Raw genomic sequence first — 20,531 nt, forward strand, 5'->3', positions numbered from 1 at the left:
GAGCGCCTAATAAAAGATGTTGGAATGCTGTTGATGAAAATATTTAACCAGCTTCATATCAATCCGTTATCTGATGTGTATTAGGCAGGTTTCTCAGTAAAACATTACGCTTTTGAGATTCATAGAATAGATACACATAAAATCATTTATTGAACAATTTGGATAATACTTTATAGTAAATTTAAAAAAAGTCCGTTTTTTATATTAAATAAGTAGTTTTACTTGTAAAAATCCAATTGTAATATTAGAATCTACTGTGTTTGAATAACAGTAATTATACTAACGCGCCAAAAAAGACAACAAACTCAAAGCCAAAAACCCAGTTATCGCCTGAATTTTTGAACAAGCAATTACTTTGGGGTTAGCTAGGCATCGGCTATTGGGGATGTACAGTCTTATTTTTTTGCAATCTTTATCAATTCGCTTGATCACTAGCCAAGTCTATCCTAAATCATTTAGTGAGGGGAAATGTTTACTTACAAAAGTATTAGTTTAGGTTTACTTTTAACATTATTAGGATCGATAACTTTACCAACTAAAGCATTAGGGCAATTCAGCTATGATGCCAACGAAACAGTAATTGTAGAGACAGATTTTGATAGCACCGACGGCTGGTCATTGAGGGGAACAAGCATTGATGCTGGTAAGATTTTCGGTAGTTCCGCTTGGGGTACTGCCTCTTATTCTCTAAAAAATCCCGTCAATTTAGATTTAGGGCCTGTTTCTTTATACTGGAGTGGAATTTTTCCTCGCAACGCTCGTACAGAACCAGAAAAGTATTATGTTGGTTTGCAGTATGCTGATAACTCTCCTGTATGTTACAACAGTTCAATCAATAGGATTGTCGGTACACCACCCTGTCCAAGCGGTAGTTCAATAGTTGATGAAAATGCTGAACTAAGAGCAGAGATAAGGCCTTATGATGCTGGCAATTCTGGTAATCGTTATCACCGTCTATATATAGATCCTGATTTTGATCCGGTTAATAACGAATCGCCTGCATCAACACTATTAGATAATAAGGATAGAACTAACTCAGTAACAGATTTCCGCTTGAGGGTAAGTAAGGTGAGTTCAACTTCATACGAAGCTTCTCTAGCGTATTGGGATCTTGCTAGTGCTGCTTGGAAAATTTTTGATCCCAAATCAACATCAAACTCTTCGCCACTTGAAATTCTAGCGTCAAAGTGGATAAATGCTGATAAGTCTGCTCCAGCAGAAAGTCCTGTAACTTTTGAAGCCATTAATCTTCAATTCCGCAAAGCTTCTACTCGAAACTCAGAAATAACCGCTCTAGCACTAACACAAATTGTACTACCTTTGCAGCAACCATCTATTACTGTTCCGGAAGGCTATTCTATTATTGGCTTACCGTTGGTTATGGGGTTTGGCATTTTATTAAAACGGCAAAAGCAGAAATAACAGAGAATAAAATCATCACCTAAAAGATATAAAAACTTGGTAATGGGTAATTGCTAGATTATCTATTACCTTCTTTCTTTTTAGATGTTCTGTCACTATCAGAAGCTATTAAAGAAAACGGCTGGAATCAAATTTGTCGTTTTTGGGTAAATATTCAGAACAGTTTTTTGCTTCATCTGTGAGTACAATCGAAGGCTGGACAGCACATTTGAGATAATGATTATTGCAATAATATTGGCAGTTTTTACAAGGTAATTGGTGTAATCCTTTTACTGTAAAAACCATTTTATTTTCTATAATGGAACGAATTTTACGTAAAATTATAAAGAAAATCACCCAACTAAAAACTAATCCAACAGGAGTTAAAGAAACGGCTATATCTGGAAAATCTATACTATTAGTTTGAGCATTTTTTTGTTGGGATTCAGTAATATTAACAACTTGAACGTGATTATTTGCCCTTGTTTTATGTTGATTTATTACCTCAGTGAACATATTATTGACCTTATTTATATATTTACTAATTTGAAATTTATTGGTATTGATTTGGTATTTTGAACACTAAAATACTGGTACTTGTATCACATAACGTACTCAGTACTAATAAATTCAACATATACTATAAATATTGATTACTATTATAAGTGCGTGTAACATTGCTACCTCAGTGTTTAATTCGATATGATTTTTTTATGCTTCAATTATATGTTTAACAAAATAAAGTTTTTGCTATCTCTGTCAATAGTTTTGCTTAGTAGCCTGAAAAGTATAACCTTGGATATAGTTTGAAGACATATTCTCAAAAATATATTTGTGTAGGAATATTAACCATCAAAATTATAGCTATAGGCGCACATCATAAATACTAATATATGCCACCATGAGTATAGTTAAAAACGATGTAATATGATATTTTCCAGATTAGAAATTATAATTATCTATGCAGCTTCCTGAAAGCTTAAATACTGCTTTTGTCTGTGATTAAAAGAGAATTTTATCTGTATATTTCGGTAAATTGTTATATTCCTATCTCTATCACAAACATAGTCTAATTACCCTTTAGGTAACGCTCCTCACGTTGCTACTACTACGCTAACGCCAACTCCCTACGGTTCCCGTCAGTGTCTCATCAGAGAAGGAAACCCTCCCACAGGACTAGACTCACCTGTTACCTATTACCTATTAGCAGATTACTCATCTCTTTGCGAAGAATTTTAAGGGATGTGTTAGCGTAGTCTCTCTTAGGGACAGGATTCTTCCGAATATAGGCTACTATTGCAAATATGCTTCCAATCACTATTAAGACTCACGCACCCAGTTCGTCTAGTAGTGTAAATGTTTAAAATTCTTACATCCCTACATTCTTCTCCCAATCCTTGATTTTTTTGTTTTCATGTGTAAGTCATAAATATGTTAAAACAAGTACATAAAAATGGGTAGTGTTAAGAAAAGCAAATAGTTTAAAGCGAATTTTGAGATGTTATATAGACTAAGAATTATCGGTCACGGATAAAAATACTGGCTTTAATTGGTAGTAATTAGTGACGGATTCCTGAAGATATAAAATGCAATCAATCTTTATAGCGTTTCCTAGTGTGCTGAGATAAAAATTTATCTGCTTACGCTGCGGGAAGGCTTGGTCAATATCTGCGTCCATCTGCGTTTAATTATTGTCGTTTGTAATTCACTAGCCTAAAAAAGGCTATAGATACCTTAACTATAACTAAGTCAGAGAAAAATAAACAGTCTGGTTAGCTTATTTCTCATCTTTTCAATGCAAACTAGACTAAATATTAAATATAGACTTTGATATTTAATGTTTTTCCGGTTTATCAGTACTATTGGATGAAAATTGTAAAAACAGTACTCATATCATCAGAAGTTTTAACAATAACATCGATGAAATTAAGAGCAATCAAGATTTCGGAGGAGTAGAATATGGAAATCTTTGATTATGTAATTATTGGAGCCGGGTTAGGTGGATTAGCAACTGCTGCTTGTTTAACTCGACAAGGATATAATGTAGCAGTTTTAGAAAAACATTATTTACCCGGTGGTTCTTGCCATACTTTTGATTATGGGGAATATAGTTTTTGTGCGGATGTGCATTATATTTCTCAGTGTGGTCATGGCCAAGCGATCGCTCAATTTCTCAACTATATTGGTCAAGATGTCCCCTTTAATAGCCTTGACCCCGACTGCATAGATCGCATCATCACCCCAGAAGCAGATTTTAGAATTCCCTTAGGATGGGAAAGTTTACGTTATCGTTTGCTGTCTACCTTTCCTGAAGAAACCAATGCTATTAATCGCTACTGCAACGAAATTCAACAACTTCATCAAGAAATCCGTAATTTAGCGCAAGAAGTCCGTTGGTTTGACCACAAGCTGTCTGACTGGTTAAAGCTACCTAAGTATTTTAATCTTTTTAAAAAGCGCAATTGGACTCTGCAAGACTTGTATAACTATGTTGGGTTATCGCCCAAACTCCAAGCTGTGCTGGCTGGACAAAGTGGCGATTATGCACTACCACCCGCAGAAATTGCTTTACTGACCCATACTTCTCTGGTTTGGGATTATTCTGAAGGTGCTTATTATCCTAAACATCACTTTAAGCACTTGGTTGATACCATTGTTGAGACCATTACCACCGGTGGTGGTGTCATTGCTTATGCTACGACAGTTCATCATATTCAAGTTAGTGGTGGCAAAGTTCATACTGTTATTGCTGATGGCAAAATTTATCGCGCCACCAAAGCCTATATCAGCGACCTTGACCCTAAATTAACAGTAGAGTTGATGCACGATGGTGAAGCCGTCAGCCATAAAGAACGACGGCGACTGACCAATTATGAATACTCTGCCAGTGCTTTTAATATTTACTTGGGTTTAGATAGCAATTTTGATCCACAACGCTATGGCATTGGTAACTGGAACATTTGGTATTATCCTACTGGAGATTTAAATAGAGAATATCACCGACAATTGCAAGGTGATTTCAGTCAGCCGTGGATTTTCCTTTCTTGTCCGACGATGAAATCTCATGAACCAGGAATGGCTCCAGTCGGGCATCATGTTTTAGAAATTGCTACTGTTTGTGCTTATGAACCTTTTGCATATCTGCATGAGAACGACTCGGCAGCTTATAAAGCTAAAAAGCGTGAGATTTACCAACAAATCATGAACCGTGTGCGTGATATTGTTCCAGATATAGATAATTACATCAGGATGAAAGTTTACGGCACACCCACAACTAGCGAATATTATCTGGGACAACCACAAGGTAATATTTACGGTGCGAAATTAGTCCCTAGACAAGTTGGGTTAAATCGCTTGGGTTACACGACAGAGTTACCTAACTTATTTTTGGTGGGAGCAAGTGCTGGATATCCCAGTGTTCCCGGTGTGATTGGGAATGGTATGGATGTTGTAGAGTTGCTGACTGGGCAATCAGTTAGGCAGAAATCTAGAGCGCCTCAGGGATTGGTGGGAATGAGATAAGCGATCGCTATTCTACTCAATGGCGATCGCTTGTTTATGATTCACTCTTCTAAATCCTCTACTTCTTCTGCATCCAAGCTATAGGCATCAACAAACTCTTCCACGTCTTCTTCTTCCTCTACCTCGTCTTCGTAATAGTAGTCAATAGGTTGGTAAGCAACTAATCGACCTGTACTTTGTAACCAATCCAGTAAAGATTCTTCTTGTTTGAGAGGAATAATAGCTGCTGGCTGGTGACGAGGTTCTTCGTGAAGAGCAGGGTTAGACAATTTAATCATTGTTTTGCACCACTAATCTCTCTTAATTACTAGTGTGATTGGTGTATTGACAATGACTTCTGTCTTATGGGTGAGGTTTTTGCTCAATAGGTTAGAGTTAATCCATTTTTTGGCTGGGTAATTTAGTTCCGCAACGCTTACAAAACTCTGCATCCTGATCGTGAAATTTTAGACCACAATTCAAACATACAGTTTCTACCTGATTGGCTGTTTTGACTACGCGCCTAATTAAATCTCCTACTTGCCAAGGAATAATGGCTACACCTGTCAAAATCATCAATACAGTTAATAATCTACCTAGTTCTGAAATGGGAGTTAAATCTCCAAAACCTACAGTAGTCATTGTGACTACTGAGAAATAAAAGGCATCTAAAAAAGTACTATAAACTTGGGCATTTACGGGATGTTCTACTTGATAAATTAAGCCAGAATAAACAAAAATTATAGTAAACAAAGTAAACAGTATGCGAATAAAAATTATCCCGTCTTCGGAACTAATACTGCCAAATAAAAATTTACTATCAATGAATCTGATTAATCTTAAAATTCTAAACCAGCGTAATATCCGAATAAAACTGATATTTACTAAACCTATTAAAAATGGCAGAATTGCTATCAAATCAATAATTGCATAAAAGCTAAATATATACTTGAGTTTATTTTCTGCACTCCAAAGGCGGAGGACATACTCTACTGCAAAAATTATCAATATAACTGTATCTACTTGATCCAACTGCAACCTAATAGAGTCGGGTATAGCGTAAGTTTGAGCGACAAAGATGCCTGATGATAATAGAACCAAGGCAGCAATTGTCAAATTAATGGCTTTACCTAAAGGGGTTTCTAGGTCTGTTAAGTAAAATTCAGTTTGTTGTCTACTCAGTAACATATTTCACGATATCTGTTTAAATATGGTATTTTTACCGTCTATCTTACTGAAATATCAAGATAATTATGAACCCAGAATATTTTATGCGTCTAGCGATCGCCGAAGCAAAAAAAGGAGATGCGCCATACGGTGCGATAATTGTCAAAGATGACCAAGTTGTGGCATTCGCACACAACACTGTTGCTAGAGATAATGATCCTTCTGCTCATGCGGAAATTAATGTGATTCGCCGTTTAACCGCCCAATTACAAAGCTTTTCCTTAGCAGGTTATAGCATATATACCACCGGTGAACCTTGCCCCATGTGTGCCGCAGCCTGTGTTTGGAGTGGTATTGCAGAGATTATATATGGTGCTTCAATTCAAGATTTAATTTTAGCAAATCAAGCACAAATCCAGATATCTTGTGAAGAAGTAATTGCCAAATCTTTGAGAAACATCAAAGTGACTAAGGGTATTCTTCGACAGGAATGTTTGAATTTGTTTCAGTGAAATCAGATAACCATAGTGAATTTACTATCTTTTATTCAGATTCATTGAGATAATTTAAATAGGTATTGGCAATGATAGCGGCTTGGGTGCGATCGCGCAAATTCAAACGATTTAAAATATTCGTCACATGATTTTTAACTGTCCCCTCGGAAATATAGAGTTGTTGGGCAATTTCTTTATTATTTGCACCTGTGGCAATTAAGCGTAAAACTTCTTTTTCTCTGGGCGTAAGATCAGCTAAATGAGTCGGCGCAGGTGGCGTGTGGTTTGGTGTAGACTGAAACTGTACTAAGAGTTTCTTGACTATTCCTGGGCCTAGTTGAGTGTAACCTTTATCGACTGCACGAATTGCCACAGCTAATTCTTCTGAGGGCGTATCTTTGAGTAAATAACCCATTGCACCATGTTGTAAAGCTGCTTTGACATATTCATCATCATCAAAAGTTGTCAGGACTAGAACTTTAACATTGGGGAAATTCTGTTGAATTTCTTGTGTAGCAGCTACTCCATCCATAATTGGCATTCGCATATCCATCAATACTACATCTGGATAAAATTGGGCAATCAACTCAATAGCAATTTTTCCATTTTCTGCCTCTCCTATGATTTCTATATCAGGTTCTAGCTCTAATAATGCTCTTAATCCTTGACGGATCAGATTTTGATCATCTACTAATAAAACTTTAATCATATTAATCTGCTTGCCGGAATATCAACTGTAATTTGACAACCATCACCAACAACACTATTGATGGCAAATTTTCCTCCTAAAGCCAAAGTGCGATCGCGCATACTTTGTAATCCAAAACCTGTGGTATTTTGTTGGATATTAAACCCTCTACCATTATCCCGAATTATCAAAGATAAGCTACCTCGATTGAGAGAAACTTCTAAAATAACTTCTGTGGCTCTAGCGTGCTTAGAAATATTGGTTAATGATTCTTGGATAATCCTATATATAGCTGTACTAACTTCTGTTGATAATTTGTAATCAAGATTAAAACTACTAGTTAATATAATCCCAGTATTCTGCTCAAAGTCTGCTGCTATGATATCAATTGCTTGTTCTAAAGTTTTGCCCTGCAATGGATGAGAGCGCATAGCAGAAACAGAATTTCTTACATCTTGTAAGGCTTTGGAACCAAGCTCTTTTGCCCTAACTAAAAAAGTTTGTGCCTTGTTGGGATTAGACTGTGCAAGTTTTAACGCGGTTTCTAATTGTAAATTCAATGCTGTGAGCGAATGACCTAAAGAGTCGTGAATTTCCCGCGCAATGCGATTACGTTCTTCTAAAGTTGCTTGGTTTTCAATACGTAGAGCATATTGACTGAGTTTTTCATTAGCAACGGCTAATTCTTCTCGACTCTGACGTTCTGATAATAAGCTATTCATTAACAGTAAAACAAAAATTAAGCTTAAGCCAAATACAAGTGTCAAACTCAGCGTAAAAAAGCGAAAACGCTCTTGTGCTTGTAGAGGGAGCGGAGAACGAGGTAATCGATTTATTAGCGTGAATAAGAACAAACTAAACGAAGTTAAAGTGACAGATAAACGTCCAGGTAACTTAAAAATTAAACAACTACGAGTCACTAAAATAATGTAGAGAAAGGGAAACATCCGAGCAGATCTCCCTTCAAATAATCCAGTAATAAAAATTAAAATGATTTCAAAGACAGTATAAACTATTTTATTTAAGTTATTACTGGTGGGTAATCTTAATCCCATTAATCCAAAAATTGTGAGACTAATAATCGTAATTTCTGGAAATCTACTGGAAAATCTAGGTGAAGGATAGGGCAATATTGACGTGATAATAGATATTGCTAACAATATCCATTCTAGATATAGTAAAAAGCGGAAAGGGTGGTTATGAACTTTAATATATTGACCCATAGTTTATACTACAAAATATAGTGATTATTTTGAATTGATATGACTTCTGGCTGCTGACGAGTTCTCTATATTTACCAGGACTCACGCAACTGGCACAATATTAGTGTGCTTCAGATGTGGGAAATCCTCTAATGTGTACGAAATTATTAGGGCTGACGCACTCTAAAAGTTAGTTTGATGATGACACCTGTGTAATTCCTGTTTACTGGAATTTCCACCAAACCGCCAGTCACTTGAATCAGGTTTGCAGCATGACAAAAGTCATGGGTGTATTCATGACTTTCTCCTCATGTGGATAGTTGACCTGGGTTTCTAAGATGGTTACATCCCACAGGAAAACACATCAAGGAACCTAATGCAACTCAAACCCTTATCCCTATTAGTTGGAGCGCTGGCGCTCACTTTAACTGCAACTCCCTTTGCTGTTCAAGCACAAACAAATTCTTCTTCTGTGTTATTGATTGCACAAGCTGGAAAGAAAGGCCCTTGGGAAAGTTTGGGATTAAGCAACGAACAAAAGGCCAGAATACAAGAAATTGGTCGTAACAGCCGCGCCCAAATTGAGGCAGTTTTCACCCCAGAACAGAAAGCCAAAATGGAAGCTGCACGCCAAGCACGTCAGGCGCAGCGTCAACAAGGTCAACGCCCACAAGCCGGCCGGCGCGGTGGTAAGAATTTTGCTGAATTAAATTTAACTGAAGAGCAGAAAACTAGAATCCGGTCAATTCGCCAAGCTTCGCAACAACAAATGGAAGCAGTTTTAACCCCAGAACAGCGAACTAAATTACAAGAACTGAAAGCTAATGCCCGTCAGCGTTGGCAGCAAAGACGCAATAATCAACCTTCACCTCAAAGCTGATAATGCTACCCCTTGCTACTTCCACTCTTTCAACTCCTAGCCTACGACAGTTTTTAGGTTCGGTTGACTGTCTGGCTGAAGCAAGGGGGAAATTTTCTCCCAATTGTGGAAATTGAGAAACTATGCTTACTCTCAAGAAAAACGGGTGTGTAAGGGTATAAGGGAAGAAAAAAGAGCTTCTTCTGTATTTTGCAAGTTCACCACCGCGCTAATTAGAGGCTTATTCCAGCAACCAGAGAAAATTCATTTCCCAGAATACTAGACAAAAATAAATTTATCAGCTATATTAAGAAATGTGTGAAAAACACGGCTCAGTAGCTCAGTTGGTTAGAGCACGGGACTCATAAGCCTGGGGTCGTTGGTTCAAATCCGACCTGAGCCATATCTAAAATTAAGATATACAAGAGTCTTTCTTCCTAGTGATTAAACACGGGATCAATGCCTAAAGCTTTGTAAGCAGGAAAGAGGCGATCGCCGTCGGCATAGTGTCAAAGATAATAGTTTTGGCTATTACCAATGACCTATTAAATATTACCAATCTCCACAAACCAAACACAAATCAAGTTGTCCGCAAATGGCGAATCACTTCTGCGACTGACCAGGCCTGTGCTACAGCTCCTCTGGCTCTATGAGGAGGGTCACCATCAAAAATTTCGGAAATAGAACCAAGACAAGCATCACTTAAAAAGTGATCTAATAAAGGTTGCCAATCAAAAGGCAATGGTTGTTGTGGGTAAAAACGCTGCCAAGAGCGGATAAAAGGCCCAATTAGCCAAGTCCAAACAGTACCTTGATGGTAAGCGCGATCGCGTTTTTCGGGATTGCCTTCATATCTGCCAATATATTCTGGATCTGCTGGATCGAGACTACGAAGACCATAGGGAGTTAACAGGCGATAAGTTGCCAAATCTAATATTTGTTGTCCCTGTTGTTGGGAAAATCCGCAGTGGCGTAAAGACAAAGCTAAAATCGCGTTGGGACGGATTTGGGCATTGCGGCGATCGTCTAAATCGATGGTGTCGTACAAATAACCAAGCTGTGGATTCCAAAACTTTTGTAAAGAAGCTTTCACCTGTTGGGCTTGTTGAGCATAACGCCGCCCCTGTTTTTCCAGACGAACAGAATCACCCAAATCCATTTGACTCAATCTTTCAGCCCATTGACTTAGCCAACATAAAGCCGAATACCACAGAGCGTTAATTTCCACTGCCTTACCTGGACGAGGAGTCATTGGTTCTCCCCCAACTACCGCATCCATCCAAGTAAGAGCAACATTTGGAGCGTCCCAACCAATTAGGCCATCAGTCGCATCGAGTTGGATATTGTAGCGAGTACCACCAAAATATGCTTTGTAAATTTGTTGGACAATAGGGAACTGTTCCGCCAAAAATTGCCAATCTTGGGTAGCTTCCAGGTACAGTCCTAAAGTTTCAATCCACCATAAGGCGGCATCAATACTGTTGTAGTATGGCTCGCTATCAATATCAGGGAAAGCATTAGGTATCAAACCGTGGCGGCAATAACGCCCAAAGGTTTGCAATAGACCTTTTGCTAATTCAAAACGCTTGGGTACTAAAGCTAAACCAGGTAAGGCAATCAATGTATCACGTCCCCAATCATTAAACCAGTGATAACCAGCAATTACTGTAGGGCCAGCAATGGAATCTCGATAGACAATAAATTGATCCCCTGCTTTGAGTAGTTGCTGCCAAAGTGGGGATGAGGAGGAAATATGGAACAATTCTTCCCCATCGTCCCCATAGTCCCCCAATCCCCAGCCAAAAACCTGAGACAATCTCTCTTGCTCTGCTTCCACCGCTTCAGCAAAGGTATCGCTGGTAAGGGAATCTGTAAGTTCAGCCGGAAAACCCATCCGTGCTTCTAGAGTTACTGTGTCTCCTGGTTGGAGTGTGACTGTCAAATAACCGGGGCTATGGAGGTCTTCGCGATCGCCTAATCCCCGTTGTGTTTCTTCTGGTAAGCCATAATGCCAATACCAAACTGCATTGGCTTGATATTCACCTTGTGACCACCGCAACTGCCAAGGTGTGCCGAAACGGCCAGAATTCATGGCTTGCAAGTAGATTTGCTGATTACCCAAGACTTGGGAAAATTGTAAATCTAGACGATTAGTTTGTTGATGATGAAAGTCGCGATCGGCAATTAGCAATCGCAGCCTCAATACCGCAGTTTCTCCACCTTCGTAACGATAGTGAATTAATAACCGATGGCAAAATTGAGATTCCTGATCTTTGAGTTCACATTCTTCTCCATTTTCCACTACACCGTAAGGCATCACAAGTTGCCTGCTTAATTGCCAGTCTCCTTCACCCCAAATCCACTTAGGCACTGGGTTAACATCAAAAGAACGCAGTAGCTTGTAACCTGTTGGTGCAATCTCACCTGTACCCCAAATATTCGTCCCCAATGCTACAACTTTTCCTGAGACTTCTAAACTCGCTTCTAGGTGCGACAGCAGCAGGGTGCGTCCAGAAGGTGGATTTGTCGATGCAAATAGCCAGCCGTGGTAGGTTCGTGTACGGATATCCGAAACAGTTCCACTGGCAAAACTTCCTAAGCCATTAGTCAGCAACCATTCTCTTGTATCTAAATCATCCATTTGCTACTCAAAATCGTTATGACTATGATATAGTCGTAACAGATCGTAATCAAACTGTGAGACAGCCCTAAAGGACTGCGTACCCGTAAGGCTTCTCGGAGAATACCCGATAGGGTGAAAGCGTGGATGGGTAAGTTTATTCCTAACCCAAACTCCAACACCTAGTAAACCGATATAAGTTGAAGGAGAATTAAGTTAATGTCCATCACCTACGGAACACAAGAAAGCCTCCGCGTTGGTCAACAGGCTCCCGATTTTACAGCAACAGCTGTAGTTGATCAGGAATTCAAGACAATTAAGCTTTCCGACTATCGTGGTAAGTATGTTGTCTTGTTCTTCTATCCCCTAGACTTTACCTTTGTTTGCCCCACGGAGATCACAGCATTTAGCGATCGCTACGAAGAATTCAAGAAACTTAACACCGAAATTCTCGGTGTGTCCGTTGATAGCGAGTTCTCCCACCTAGCTTGGATTCAAACTGATCGTAAGTCTGGTGGTGTTGGCGACCTAAATTATCCCTTAGTTTCCGATATTAAGAAAGAGGTTAGCGACGCTTACAACGTACTAGACCCAGCAGCAGGTATTGCTTTACGTGGTCTGTTCATCATCGATAAAGATGGTATCATTCAGCACGCTACCATTAACAACCTAGCTTTTGGTCGTAGCGTTGATGAAACCCTACGGACATTACAAGCAATCCAGTACGTCCAGTCTCACCCAGATGAAGTTTGCCCTGCTGGTTGGCAACCTGGCGAAAAGACCATGACTCCCGACCCTGTGAAGTCCAAAGTTTACTTCGCTGCTGTTTAAAAAAGCAGTTGGCGATCGCGTCTCTCGAAGAGAGGGTAGCAGGCACAAGGAAAGAAAATAGCCTAATTAGTTCATAGCTGTTTCTTTCATATGTTTATTCTGCCCCTCTGCGATCAATGACTTTATTTAGAAACCTTCCAACTTCTATCCTGCTTGCAAGAGTCAAATAAGATAATCGTCCCTACCACAGATGAACGCAGATAGACACAGATATAAAATCAGTGTTAATTCCAGTGTTTATCTGTGGTTTTATAATTGTATTTTCCATCATATTACTACTAGATAATTTTCCAGTGTTTATGTTAACTTCAACAGATTTTAGTGGCTTATTGAATGAACGTTTCTTTCGTAATTTCTTGCCAATTCCCGCTAGCAACGAATTAAGGCTAGATGTAGGAACACCAGACTTTCAATTACCAGATATTACCAATGGGACGTTAGTTAAACTATCAAATTATCGAGGTAAACAGCCTGTATTACTGGCATTTACGCGAATTTTTACAGAAAAGCAATATTGTCCCTTTTGCTTTCCTCACATCAAAGCTTTAAATGAGAACTACGAACAATTTACCAATCGCGGGATAGAAGTTTTATTAGTTACGAGTACCGACGAAAAGCAAAGTCAAATAGTAGTTAAAGATTTAAGCTTAAAAATGCCTTTACTTAGTGACCCAAGCTGTCGGGTATTTCGTACCTATCAAGTAGGGCAAGCCTTGGGAGCGCCTTTACCAGCCCAATTTGTCTTAGATAAAGATGGTAGATTGCGTTACAAGCATTTATTTTCGTTTTTTGATCACAATGCTAGTGTTGAAAAATTGTTAGAAAAATTTGATTAAAATTGGTAATGGGTAATTGGGCATTGGTAATGGGAAAACAATTACCTATTACCTATTACCATTAAATAATTAGCAAAACGGGATATTACAACTTAACTTGTTGTAAGTGACTCCGGGGATTGTAACTGCGGATAGCCCGGATTTTTTCATAGTATTCTCGCTCTTGTTGGCTCATGTCCTTTGGTGGAACAATAGCCACTTTGACAAACTGATCACCCCGTCCGCCTTTGGCTATAGGCCAGCCTTTGCCCCGTAAACGGAGAGATTGACCAGAACGCACACCAGCAGGTAGTTTAACGTTTACAGAACCATCGGGTGTAGGTACATCAATAGAGGCTCCCAACGCTGCTTCATCGGGAGTAATGGGAATTTCGCAGGCTAAGTTATCCCCTTCAATTTGGAAGAATGAGTGGGGCTGAAATTCTACTTTTAAATATAAATCGCCTCTTTGTTGTGTCATGGGGTTAAATTGACCCTTACCCCTGACCCGTAAGCGAGTGCCGGGTTTAGTGCCAGCCGGAATCCGCACATCAATAGTTTCGTTACCTAAGTTAAAGCGCTTTTGAACTCCAGCAAAAGCTTCAGCAAAAGTTAAGCTGATGGTAGCTTCGGCATCTTGACCACCGCCTGCTGCGCCTACATCTTGAAATCCAAAGTCATTAAAGCCACCAAAACCACCTCCTGGTCTACCACCAGGAGTGCGATAAGAGTAACTTTGTCGCCCACCACGAGGCGCAGCACCACCAAAGCGCCCTAACAACTCATTAATAAATTCATCAAAATTGCCGTATTGGCTGAAGTCCACTCCACCCATATCGACACCAGCACCACCTCCAGGGAAGCCTTCGCCTACTTGTCGCCAATATTGTCCAAATTGATCGTATTTTTTCCGTTTTTCGGCATCTGACAAAACTTCGTAGGCTTCGTTAACTTCCTTGAAGCTTGCTTCCGCCTGTTTATTACCAGGATTGACATCAGGGTGATATTTGCGGGCTAATTTGCGAAAGGCTTGTTTAATTTCCTCTGGAGTGGCAGTTTTACTAACTCCTAAAATCGCGTAATAGTCCTTGAAGTCTGTTGCAGCCATCTACCAGCCTCCTGTAGAAATTTCTTTAAGTTTTTTTCTAAGATTTGAAATTGGGAATTTGCTAGGTTTAATGCCAAGGCATAAATATTCTGATTTTAAATTAACAAATAATAAAGAAAATCAAGTGTGGTTCCCGCTCACTTGGTCAGGGCAATTTCCGTACTTATCGATGTAGAAAATGGGAAGTAGGGAGTTGTGAATTGGGGAAGATATATTTTCATGGACAATTAGGCATTCTAGTCCTTCTTCCAGAGTGGGGGGTGCATCGCGGAGTTGGCGGTGCATTCGTAAGATGACATCTTCGGGAACTTGGCGTGGGCGTTTTTTGTTGCGTGCTAGACATAACCAGACGGGTGTTTTGATCCAAACTCCTGTAATGTCGGTAAAGCCTAATTCACGGGCTAGGGCAATAAGTTCACGACGATGGCGGCGTTGGGCATTGGTAGCATCGAAAAGGGCGATTTTGCCTGTAATCACAGTTTGCTGTAATTGCTGTTCTATCTCCCGCCAAATTAGCAGCCATGACCCTTGAATTGCTTCTGAGCCAAACAGTTGCCCCCTGATGGCATCTGTGGAAATCAGCTGCATCTGGGGGCATTGTGCTACTAATTGTTTTGCCAAGGTTGACTTACCGCTACCAGGAAGACCAATCAGTAATATGAGTTTTGTCATTAGTCTAGGGTCAGTAGTCAGTAGTCAGTAGTCAAAGTAGAAATTCTTAACTGTTGACTGTTGACTGTTGACTGTTGACTAGATTATGGTGCCATCGGTAATAACAGCATTTTTGAGGACGACGACAATGCCACTGCGGATGTAAAATCCTTGACTTTCGCGGTCAGCTTCTTGCACGTTGTCTTTATTGATAATTTTGACATCGTGACCGATGCGGGCATTTTTATCGATGATGGCACGGCGAATGATTGTATCTGGGCCGATGCCTACGGGGATGTCTCCTTTATCGATGCTGCACTGGCGTTCCACGGAAGCTTGGTAGAAGTCGGCACCCATAAGTAAAGATTCTTCGATGATGCAGCCTGTTTCAATACGCGATCGCACTCCCAATACTGAGTGTTGAATGCGACAGTTTTTCAGAATGCAACCTTCGCCAATGATTGATTCTGTAACGTGGCAATCTAATAGTTTTGTGGGTGGTAAGTAACGAGCGCGGGTATAAATTGGTGCTTCTTCATCGTAGAAGCTAAAGGGCGGCATGGGCTGCTGAGTCAATGCTAAATTAGCATTATAAAAAGCTTCGATTGTCCCAATATCTTCCCAGTAGTCATCGAATAGGTAAGCTTGAACGTTGTGATCTTTGGAGGCATCAGGAATAATTTCTTTGCCGAAATCAGTACGTTCTAAAGATTCCTTCAACAGTTTGATCAAAACATCTTTTTTAAATACGTAAATCCCCATCGAGGCGATGTAAGGCTGTGATGCCGCCTGTTCTGGTGTCAAGCCTAAAACGGTGGTATCAACACGCATTTTGGTTAAGGCTTCGCCTTTGGGTTTTTCACTAAAATCAATGACTCGTCCAAAGTTATCGATTTTCATTAAACCAAAATCCGAAGCGCGGCGATCATCAATGGGAATTACGGAAAGTGTGATATCCGCATTGGTTTCTCGATGGCGCTGGATAAATAGGCGATAATCCATCCGGTACAGGTGATCCCCCGACAGGATCAAAAATTCATCTACGTCCCACTCTTGTAACATCCAGAGATACTGACGTACAGCATCGGCTGTACCTTGGAACCAGTTAGGGTTCTCTGGTGTCTGCTGGGCGGCCAGCACTTCCACAAAACCCTCACTAAAACCACTAAAGTTGTAGGTACGGGCAATGTGGCGATTGAGAGAAGCTGAGTTAAATTGTGTTAATACGTAGATTTTAAAAATTTCCGAATTAATGCAGTTACTAACAGGGATATCTATTAGGCGGTATTTCCCTGCCACTGGTACTGCTGGTTTAGCGCGGAGTTTGGTTAGTGGGTAAAGGCGAGTACCCGCACCACCACCAAGAATAATTGCTAAGACTTTTTTCACAAGATTTCTCCCAACTGCCTTTCAACTCCCACCTACAGTTTAGGACTGTCTGTAGCAGCTGGTAAGGGGGGATCAAAGATTATCTTGAATGAATTTTAAAAAACCTTACTGGTGATGTATCGTGCAGCAATTGATCACAAAACAATTTTCACTGTATTAATTTGCACTCATAATTAAAAATATTAGATATGTTAATGGTTACAGTATTTTCTTAATCTTGCCTTAATTTGTGAAGTGACTGTTGACTGTTAACAGTCCTCACGATGGATGATGCAACTTAAAAGCAGAATAGCTGATTGGGCGCGCTATGTTGACTCCTCCATTGCCTATCAAGGTTATGGTCGTAGTTTAGACAGGAATAGAACTTACGCACACAGGTTATCTGTTGAGACTGGGTGTAAGAGTTTCCAGCATTTATACCCTTACACCCTTGATTTTTCGTTTTCATGCGTAAGTCCTAAGGAATCTCATCCATACTGATGACTAAATATTTAAATGTAAATTTTCTATCACAAGTAGGAATCCCAAATAGATAATTATTTGTCACGATCGCACCTGAAGGCATAAAAGGGAAATAATGCAAATTCAAACACCAAACTGGGTGAAAAACGCTGTATTCTACCAAATCTTTCCAGACCGTTTTGCTATGAGCAAACAGCCCCACAAGCGCCTGTTGCGTGATGCGCGTTGGGAAGACTGGGACGCAATGCCCACACTGCAAGGATACAAAGGCGGTGATTTATGGGGCATTATGGAGCAGTTAGACTACATTCAAGATTTAGGTATCGATGCCATTTACTTTACACCCATCTTTCAATCTGCCAGCAATCACCGCTATCATACCCACGACTATTATCAAGTAGACCCGATGTTGGGTGGGAATGCCGCTTTCAAGGAATTACTAGACGCAGCCCACGAACGCAATATTAAAGTTGTCCTCGATGGCGTATTTAATCATTCCAGTCGAGGATTTTTCTTTTTCCACGACGTTTTGGAAAATGGCCCCCATTCTCCTTGGGTAAATTGGTTCAAAATTGAAGGCTGGCCTCTGGCACCATATACAGGTGAGTTGCCAGCAAATTATGTTGGCTGGGCGGATAATCGCGCCTTGCCTGTATTTAACCACGACAACCCAGAAGTGCGGGAATATATTATGGAGATTGCCGAATATTGGATTAAATTCGGCATTGACGGCTGGCGGTTAGATGTACCATTTGAAATTAAAACTCCAGGCTTTTGGCAAGAATTCCGCGATCGCGTTAAAGCCATTAACCCCGAAGCTTATATTGTGGGGGAAGTGTGGGGAGATTCCCGCGAGTGGCTAGATGGGACGCAATTCGATGGTGTAATGAATTACTTATTTGCCGGGCCGACCATTGCCTTTACCGCAGGCGATCGCGTAGTCTTAGAACAAGTCCAAAGCCGTGATTATCAACCGTATCCGCCCCTATTCGCCGCCGAATACGCCACCAAAATTCAGGAAGTACTGCAACTTTATCCTTGGGAAATTCAACTTACCCAACTCAACTTATTAGCCAGTCACGATACAGCCAGACTCCTGACCATTGCTGGCGGTGATCAAGCCAGTATAGAATTAGCTACCTTATTACTACTTACATTTCCTGGTGCGCCGAGTATCTACTACGGCGATGAAGTGGGTTTACCAGGAGGTATAGACCCCGATTCTCGTCGGGGTTTTCCCTTAGAAGCTAACTGGAATAGAGAAATTTACCAGACTCACCGTCAATTAATCGCCTTGCGTCGTACTTACCCAGCCTTACGTACAGGTGAGTATCAAGTTATTTGGGCGCAAGGTGCGTTGTATATTTTTGCCCGCACTTTAGGTAAAGAAGAATTGATTATTGCCGTAAATGTGGGTACAGCAGCAGCCCAGGCTAATGTAGATGTTGCTAGTTTGCAGACTCAGCCAAATAAAATCCTGTACGGTGCAGCAGAATTTAACTGGCACAATACAGAAGAAACAAAACAACTTTCCTTAAATCTCCCCCCACGTAGTGGCTGCATTTTGGGTTTAAGGGATTAGGGACTGGGGAGAAAAAAGTAAAAAGTAAAAAGTAAAAAGGTAAAAGATTTCTTATTTTAACTTTTGCTTTTTGACTTGCACTGGGGACTGGGGGAGAAGAAAAGATAATCCCTATGAGTTAGAGATGTTCTTTTTCTTTCTTTTGCCTTTTAACTTTTTACTTTTGCCCGATTCGGTAATACCCAACCCCGTTCCCAGAAAAAATCCTTTCCGCAGGCTATGAGGAATTATTTCCCCGCTACCATTGCCGGCATTAAAACAGCGTCGATAACATGAATTACGCCATTATCAGCCAGGATATCTGTTTGCAGGACATTAGCACCATTCACCTTAAATTTACCGTCGATAGACTCAATCGCTAAAACAGATCCTTCCACTGTTTCCGCTTCTGCAATTTGCACCAAGTCATCCGACCGCACATCACCAAAGGCTACGTGATATGTGACAATCTTTTTTAACTTCGGTACGTCTTTGAGTAGTGCCTCTAAAGTTCCCTGTGGTAACTTTGCAAAAGCCTCATCAGTAGGTGCAAACAAAGTAAAAATCCCAGGACTATTGAGAGTATCTAAGATTTGTGCAGCTTCAGCAGCCTGCACAAACTTATTAAATTTGCCAGTTTTGACAGCAGTTTCCACAATGTCAGCCATAATATTTGGTTAATTTATTGACTTCACAATTACAACCAACTTATAAACAGACAAAAGCATTCAACCTCTATCGCCAGAAAGGTTATTAGTCAGCAGTTCTTCCTCCTGCCCCTGAAGAGTCCCTAGTCTTGATCACTGCTGCTAAACTAGGGTAGTCCCTAAGAACCCATTACTATGCTCAAGCGTTCTAAATTCGAGACAACCCAATCTCAGATTATGCACCGTGCTGAGGATTTAATTAGTGCAGCTTCCAATCGCTACCGCATTACGGTTCAGGTGGCAAATCGCGCTAAACGTCGGCGTTATGAAGAATTTGAGAGTGCTGAAGATTCCATGATGAAGCCAGTACTCAGGGCAATTATTGAAATGTCTGATGAATTGACACAACCAGAAATTATTGGTGAAATTTAAAATATATTGCTGAGTAGAGAGTGCTATTAGCGATAGTGGGGCGTTCAGTCCGTGCTGAGTTGATAACCAATCGCTTTGCATTTTCTCCTCAGGGTGTTTGTGATATCAAAAACAAGCTTCTGCTTTAGTCAACCCTTTTGTTTGTAGTTGTGAAGTTTAACTCAGCGTTGATCAGTACCTTTGTGGTAGCGGGTGTTATTATTTTTGGCGCAGGTAATTTAACTAGCATCCAACCTGCGGTAGCCCAAAGAATTAGTCCTGGTGACGTTTGGCAGCTAGTGTATCAACAATTGCCTGACTTTCCCAAAGAAAATCAATATATCAGCAAAGAATCGGGAAGAGTTGCAGAAAATAACACCTTAGCATCTCGCCTTATTAGATATCACATATATGTTAAAGAACGCGCGCCCAATTATCGCCTAGATTGGAAATTAACTCTAGCCGATTACTTGGATGCGAATGAAATTATGTACGAAAATACCTATCCAGGTAATGATACATTGCGGCAGAATCCCCTAAAAGGCGATCGCGCGATCATTTCTCGACTCACTCGCACTCAACGTAATGCCTTAGTACAAGTACTAACCAACATATTTAATCCCAATACCACCACTCAACCAGCCTCACGCCCCAGCAATCCCACAACCCCAACCTCACCCCGAACAGGAGGCGCTGAACTCCTCAAATAAACCTTTCATCAAAA

At 40.3% G+C, this 20,531-nt stretch carries 19 protein-coding genes and 1 tRNA gene; 10 read left to right on the forward strand and 10 right to left on the reverse strand.

Annotated features, from left to right (window positions below; all coding sequences use genetic code 11):
* Window positions 1-468 precede the first annotated feature (468 nt).
* The gene (locus H6G14_RS05900; RefSeq protein WP_190566180.1) at window positions 469-1,422 is read left to right on the forward strand and encodes a PEP-CTERM sorting domain-containing protein; all 954 of its coding nucleotides are present in this window, start codon (window positions 469-471) and stop codon (window positions 1,420-1,422) included.
* A 108-nt stretch (window positions 1,423-1,530) separates the two neighbouring features.
* On the opposite strand, the gene H6G14_RS05905 is transcribed toward H6G14_RS05900, so the two are convergent.
* A complete protein-coding gene (locus H6G14_RS05905; RefSeq protein WP_190566181.1) occupies window positions 1,531-1,917 on the reverse strand; it encodes a hypothetical protein in 387 nt (128 codons plus the stop codon).
* A 1,443-nt stretch (window positions 1,918-3,360) separates the two neighbouring features.
* On the opposite strand from H6G14_RS05905, the gene H6G14_RS05910 reads away from it, so the two are divergent.
* Window positions 3,361-4,923: a phytoene desaturase family protein gene (locus H6G14_RS05910; RefSeq protein ID WP_190566182.1), complete on the forward strand. Its 1,563-nt coding sequence runs from the start codon at window positions 3,361-3,363 to the stop codon at window positions 4,921-4,923.
* 41 nt (window positions 4,924-4,964) lie between these two features.
* Here H6G14_RS05910 and H6G14_RS05915 read toward each other — a convergent pair whose 3' ends face one another.
* Both H6G14_RS05915 and H6G14_RS05920 read right to left on the reverse strand, forming a co-directional pair.
* Complete coding sequence (locus H6G14_RS05915) at window positions 4,965-5,201, reverse strand: DUF3134 domain-containing protein (RefSeq protein WP_190566183.1); 237 nt, start codon at window positions 5,199-5,201, stop codon at window positions 4,965-4,967.
* Window positions 5,202-5,298: 97 nt separating this feature from the next.
* A complete protein-coding gene (locus H6G14_RS05920; RefSeq protein ID WP_190566184.1) occupies window positions 5,299-6,090 on the reverse strand; it encodes an ion transporter in 792 nt (263 codons plus the stop codon).
* A 65-nt stretch (window positions 6,091-6,155) separates the two neighbouring features.
* Here H6G14_RS05920 and H6G14_RS05925 point away from each other — a divergent pair, with 65 nt between their 5' ends.
* Window positions 6,156-6,581 (forward strand): nucleoside deaminase, encoded by a 426-nt coding sequence (locus H6G14_RS05925; protein ID WP_190566185.1) that lies wholly within the window; start codon window positions 6,156-6,158, stop codon window positions 6,579-6,581.
* Window positions 6,582-6,612: 31 nt separating this feature from the next.
* Here the strand turns inward: H6G14_RS05925 and H6G14_RS05930 are convergent, their stop codons facing one another.
* The gene (locus H6G14_RS05930; protein WP_190566186.1) at window positions 6,613-7,272 is read right to left on the reverse strand and encodes a response regulator; all 660 of its coding nucleotides are present in this window, start codon (window positions 7,270-7,272) and stop codon (window positions 6,613-6,615) included.
* The gene (locus H6G14_RS05935; RefSeq protein ID WP_190566187.1) at window positions 7,269-8,474 is read right to left on the reverse strand and encodes a sensor histidine kinase; all 1,206 of its coding nucleotides are present in this window, start codon (window positions 8,472-8,474) and stop codon (window positions 7,269-7,271) included. The genes H6G14_RS05930 and H6G14_RS05935 overlap by 4 nt, the downstream gene beginning before the upstream one ends.
* A gap of 355 nt (window positions 8,475-8,829) precedes the next feature.
* Between H6G14_RS05935 and H6G14_RS05940 the strand changes: the two genes are divergently transcribed.
* Window positions 8,830-9,333 (forward strand): Spy/CpxP family protein refolding chaperone, encoded by a 504-nt coding sequence (locus H6G14_RS05940; protein WP_190566188.1) that lies wholly within the window; start codon window positions 8,830-8,832, stop codon window positions 9,331-9,333.
* Window positions 9,334-9,641: 308 nt separating this feature from the next.
* A tRNA-Met gene (locus H6G14_RS05945) sits at window positions 9,642-9,715 on the forward strand.
* Between the two features lie 177 nt (window positions 9,716-9,892).
* On the opposite strand, the gene H6G14_RS05950 is transcribed toward H6G14_RS05945, so the two are convergent.
* Window positions 9,893-11,953, reverse strand: coding sequence for an amylo-alpha-1,6-glucosidase (locus H6G14_RS05950; RefSeq protein ID WP_190566189.1), 2,061 nt, complete (start codon window positions 11,951-11,953; stop codon window positions 9,893-9,895).
* Between the two features lie 198 nt (window positions 11,954-12,151).
* Between H6G14_RS05950 and H6G14_RS05955 the strand changes: the two genes are divergently transcribed.
* Together H6G14_RS05955 and H6G14_RS05960 are read left to right on the forward strand one after the other, a co-directional pair.
* A complete protein-coding gene (locus tag H6G14_RS05955; RefSeq protein ID WP_010998772.1) occupies window positions 12,152-12,763 on the forward strand; it encodes a peroxiredoxin in 612 nt (203 codons plus the stop codon).
* Between the two features lie 299 nt (window positions 12,764-13,062).
* Complete coding sequence (locus H6G14_RS05960) at window positions 13,063-13,599, forward strand: peroxiredoxin family protein (protein ID WP_190566190.1); 537 nt, start codon at window positions 13,063-13,065, stop codon at window positions 13,597-13,599.
* Between the two features lie 85 nt (window positions 13,600-13,684).
* Here H6G14_RS05960 and H6G14_RS05965 read toward each other — a convergent pair whose 3' ends face one another.
* From H6G14_RS05965 to H6G14_RS05975, 3 genes are all read right to left on the reverse strand, one after another.
* The gene (locus H6G14_RS05965; protein ID WP_190566191.1) at window positions 13,685-14,686 is read right to left on the reverse strand and encodes a DnaJ C-terminal domain-containing protein; all 1,002 of its coding nucleotides are present in this window, start codon (window positions 14,684-14,686) and stop codon (window positions 13,685-13,687) included.
* A gap of 120 nt (window positions 14,687-14,806) precedes the next feature.
* The gene (locus tag H6G14_RS05970; RefSeq protein ID WP_190566192.1) at window positions 14,807-15,358 is read right to left on the reverse strand and encodes an AAA family ATPase; all 552 of its coding nucleotides are present in this window, start codon (window positions 15,356-15,358) and stop codon (window positions 14,807-14,809) included.
* A gap of 78 nt (window positions 15,359-15,436) precedes the next feature.
* Window positions 15,437-16,726: a glucose-1-phosphate adenylyltransferase gene (locus H6G14_RS05975; protein WP_190566193.1), complete on the reverse strand. Its 1,290-nt coding sequence runs from the start codon at window positions 16,724-16,726 to the stop codon at window positions 15,437-15,439.
* Window positions 16,727-17,303: 577 nt separating this feature from the next.
* On the opposite strand from H6G14_RS05975, the gene H6G14_RS05980 reads away from it, so the two are divergent.
* A complete protein-coding gene (locus tag H6G14_RS05980) occupies window positions 17,304-18,770 on the forward strand; it encodes a glycoside hydrolase family 13 protein (protein ID WP_190566194.1) in 1,467 nt (488 codons plus the stop codon).
* Between the two features lie 227 nt (window positions 18,771-18,997).
* Here H6G14_RS05980 and H6G14_RS05985 read toward each other — a convergent pair whose 3' ends face one another.
* On the reverse strand, window positions 18,998-19,417 hold the full coding sequence (locus H6G14_RS05985; RefSeq protein ID WP_190566195.1) for a fasciclin domain-containing protein: 420 nt from the start codon (window positions 19,415-19,417) through the stop codon (window positions 18,998-19,000).
* A 174-nt stretch (window positions 19,418-19,591) separates the two neighbouring features.
* On the opposite strand from H6G14_RS05985, the gene H6G14_RS05990 reads away from it, so the two are divergent.
* Complete coding sequence (locus tag H6G14_RS05990) at window positions 19,592-19,828, forward strand: DNA-directed RNA polymerase subunit omega (protein ID WP_011318809.1); 237 nt, start codon at window positions 19,592-19,594, stop codon at window positions 19,826-19,828.
* A 149-nt stretch (window positions 19,829-19,977) separates the two neighbouring features.
* Window positions 19,978-20,517 (forward strand): hypothetical protein, encoded by a 540-nt coding sequence (locus H6G14_RS05995; protein ID WP_190566196.1) that lies wholly within the window; start codon window positions 19,978-19,980, stop codon window positions 20,515-20,517.
* Window positions 20,518-20,531 lie beyond the last annotated feature (14 nt).

The sequence above is a fragment of the Nostoc parmelioides FACHB-3921 genome, from assembly GCF_014696625.1.
Taxonomy (GTDB): domain Bacteria; phylum Cyanobacteriota; class Cyanobacteriia; order Cyanobacteriales; family Nostocaceae; genus Trichormus; species Trichormus parmelioides.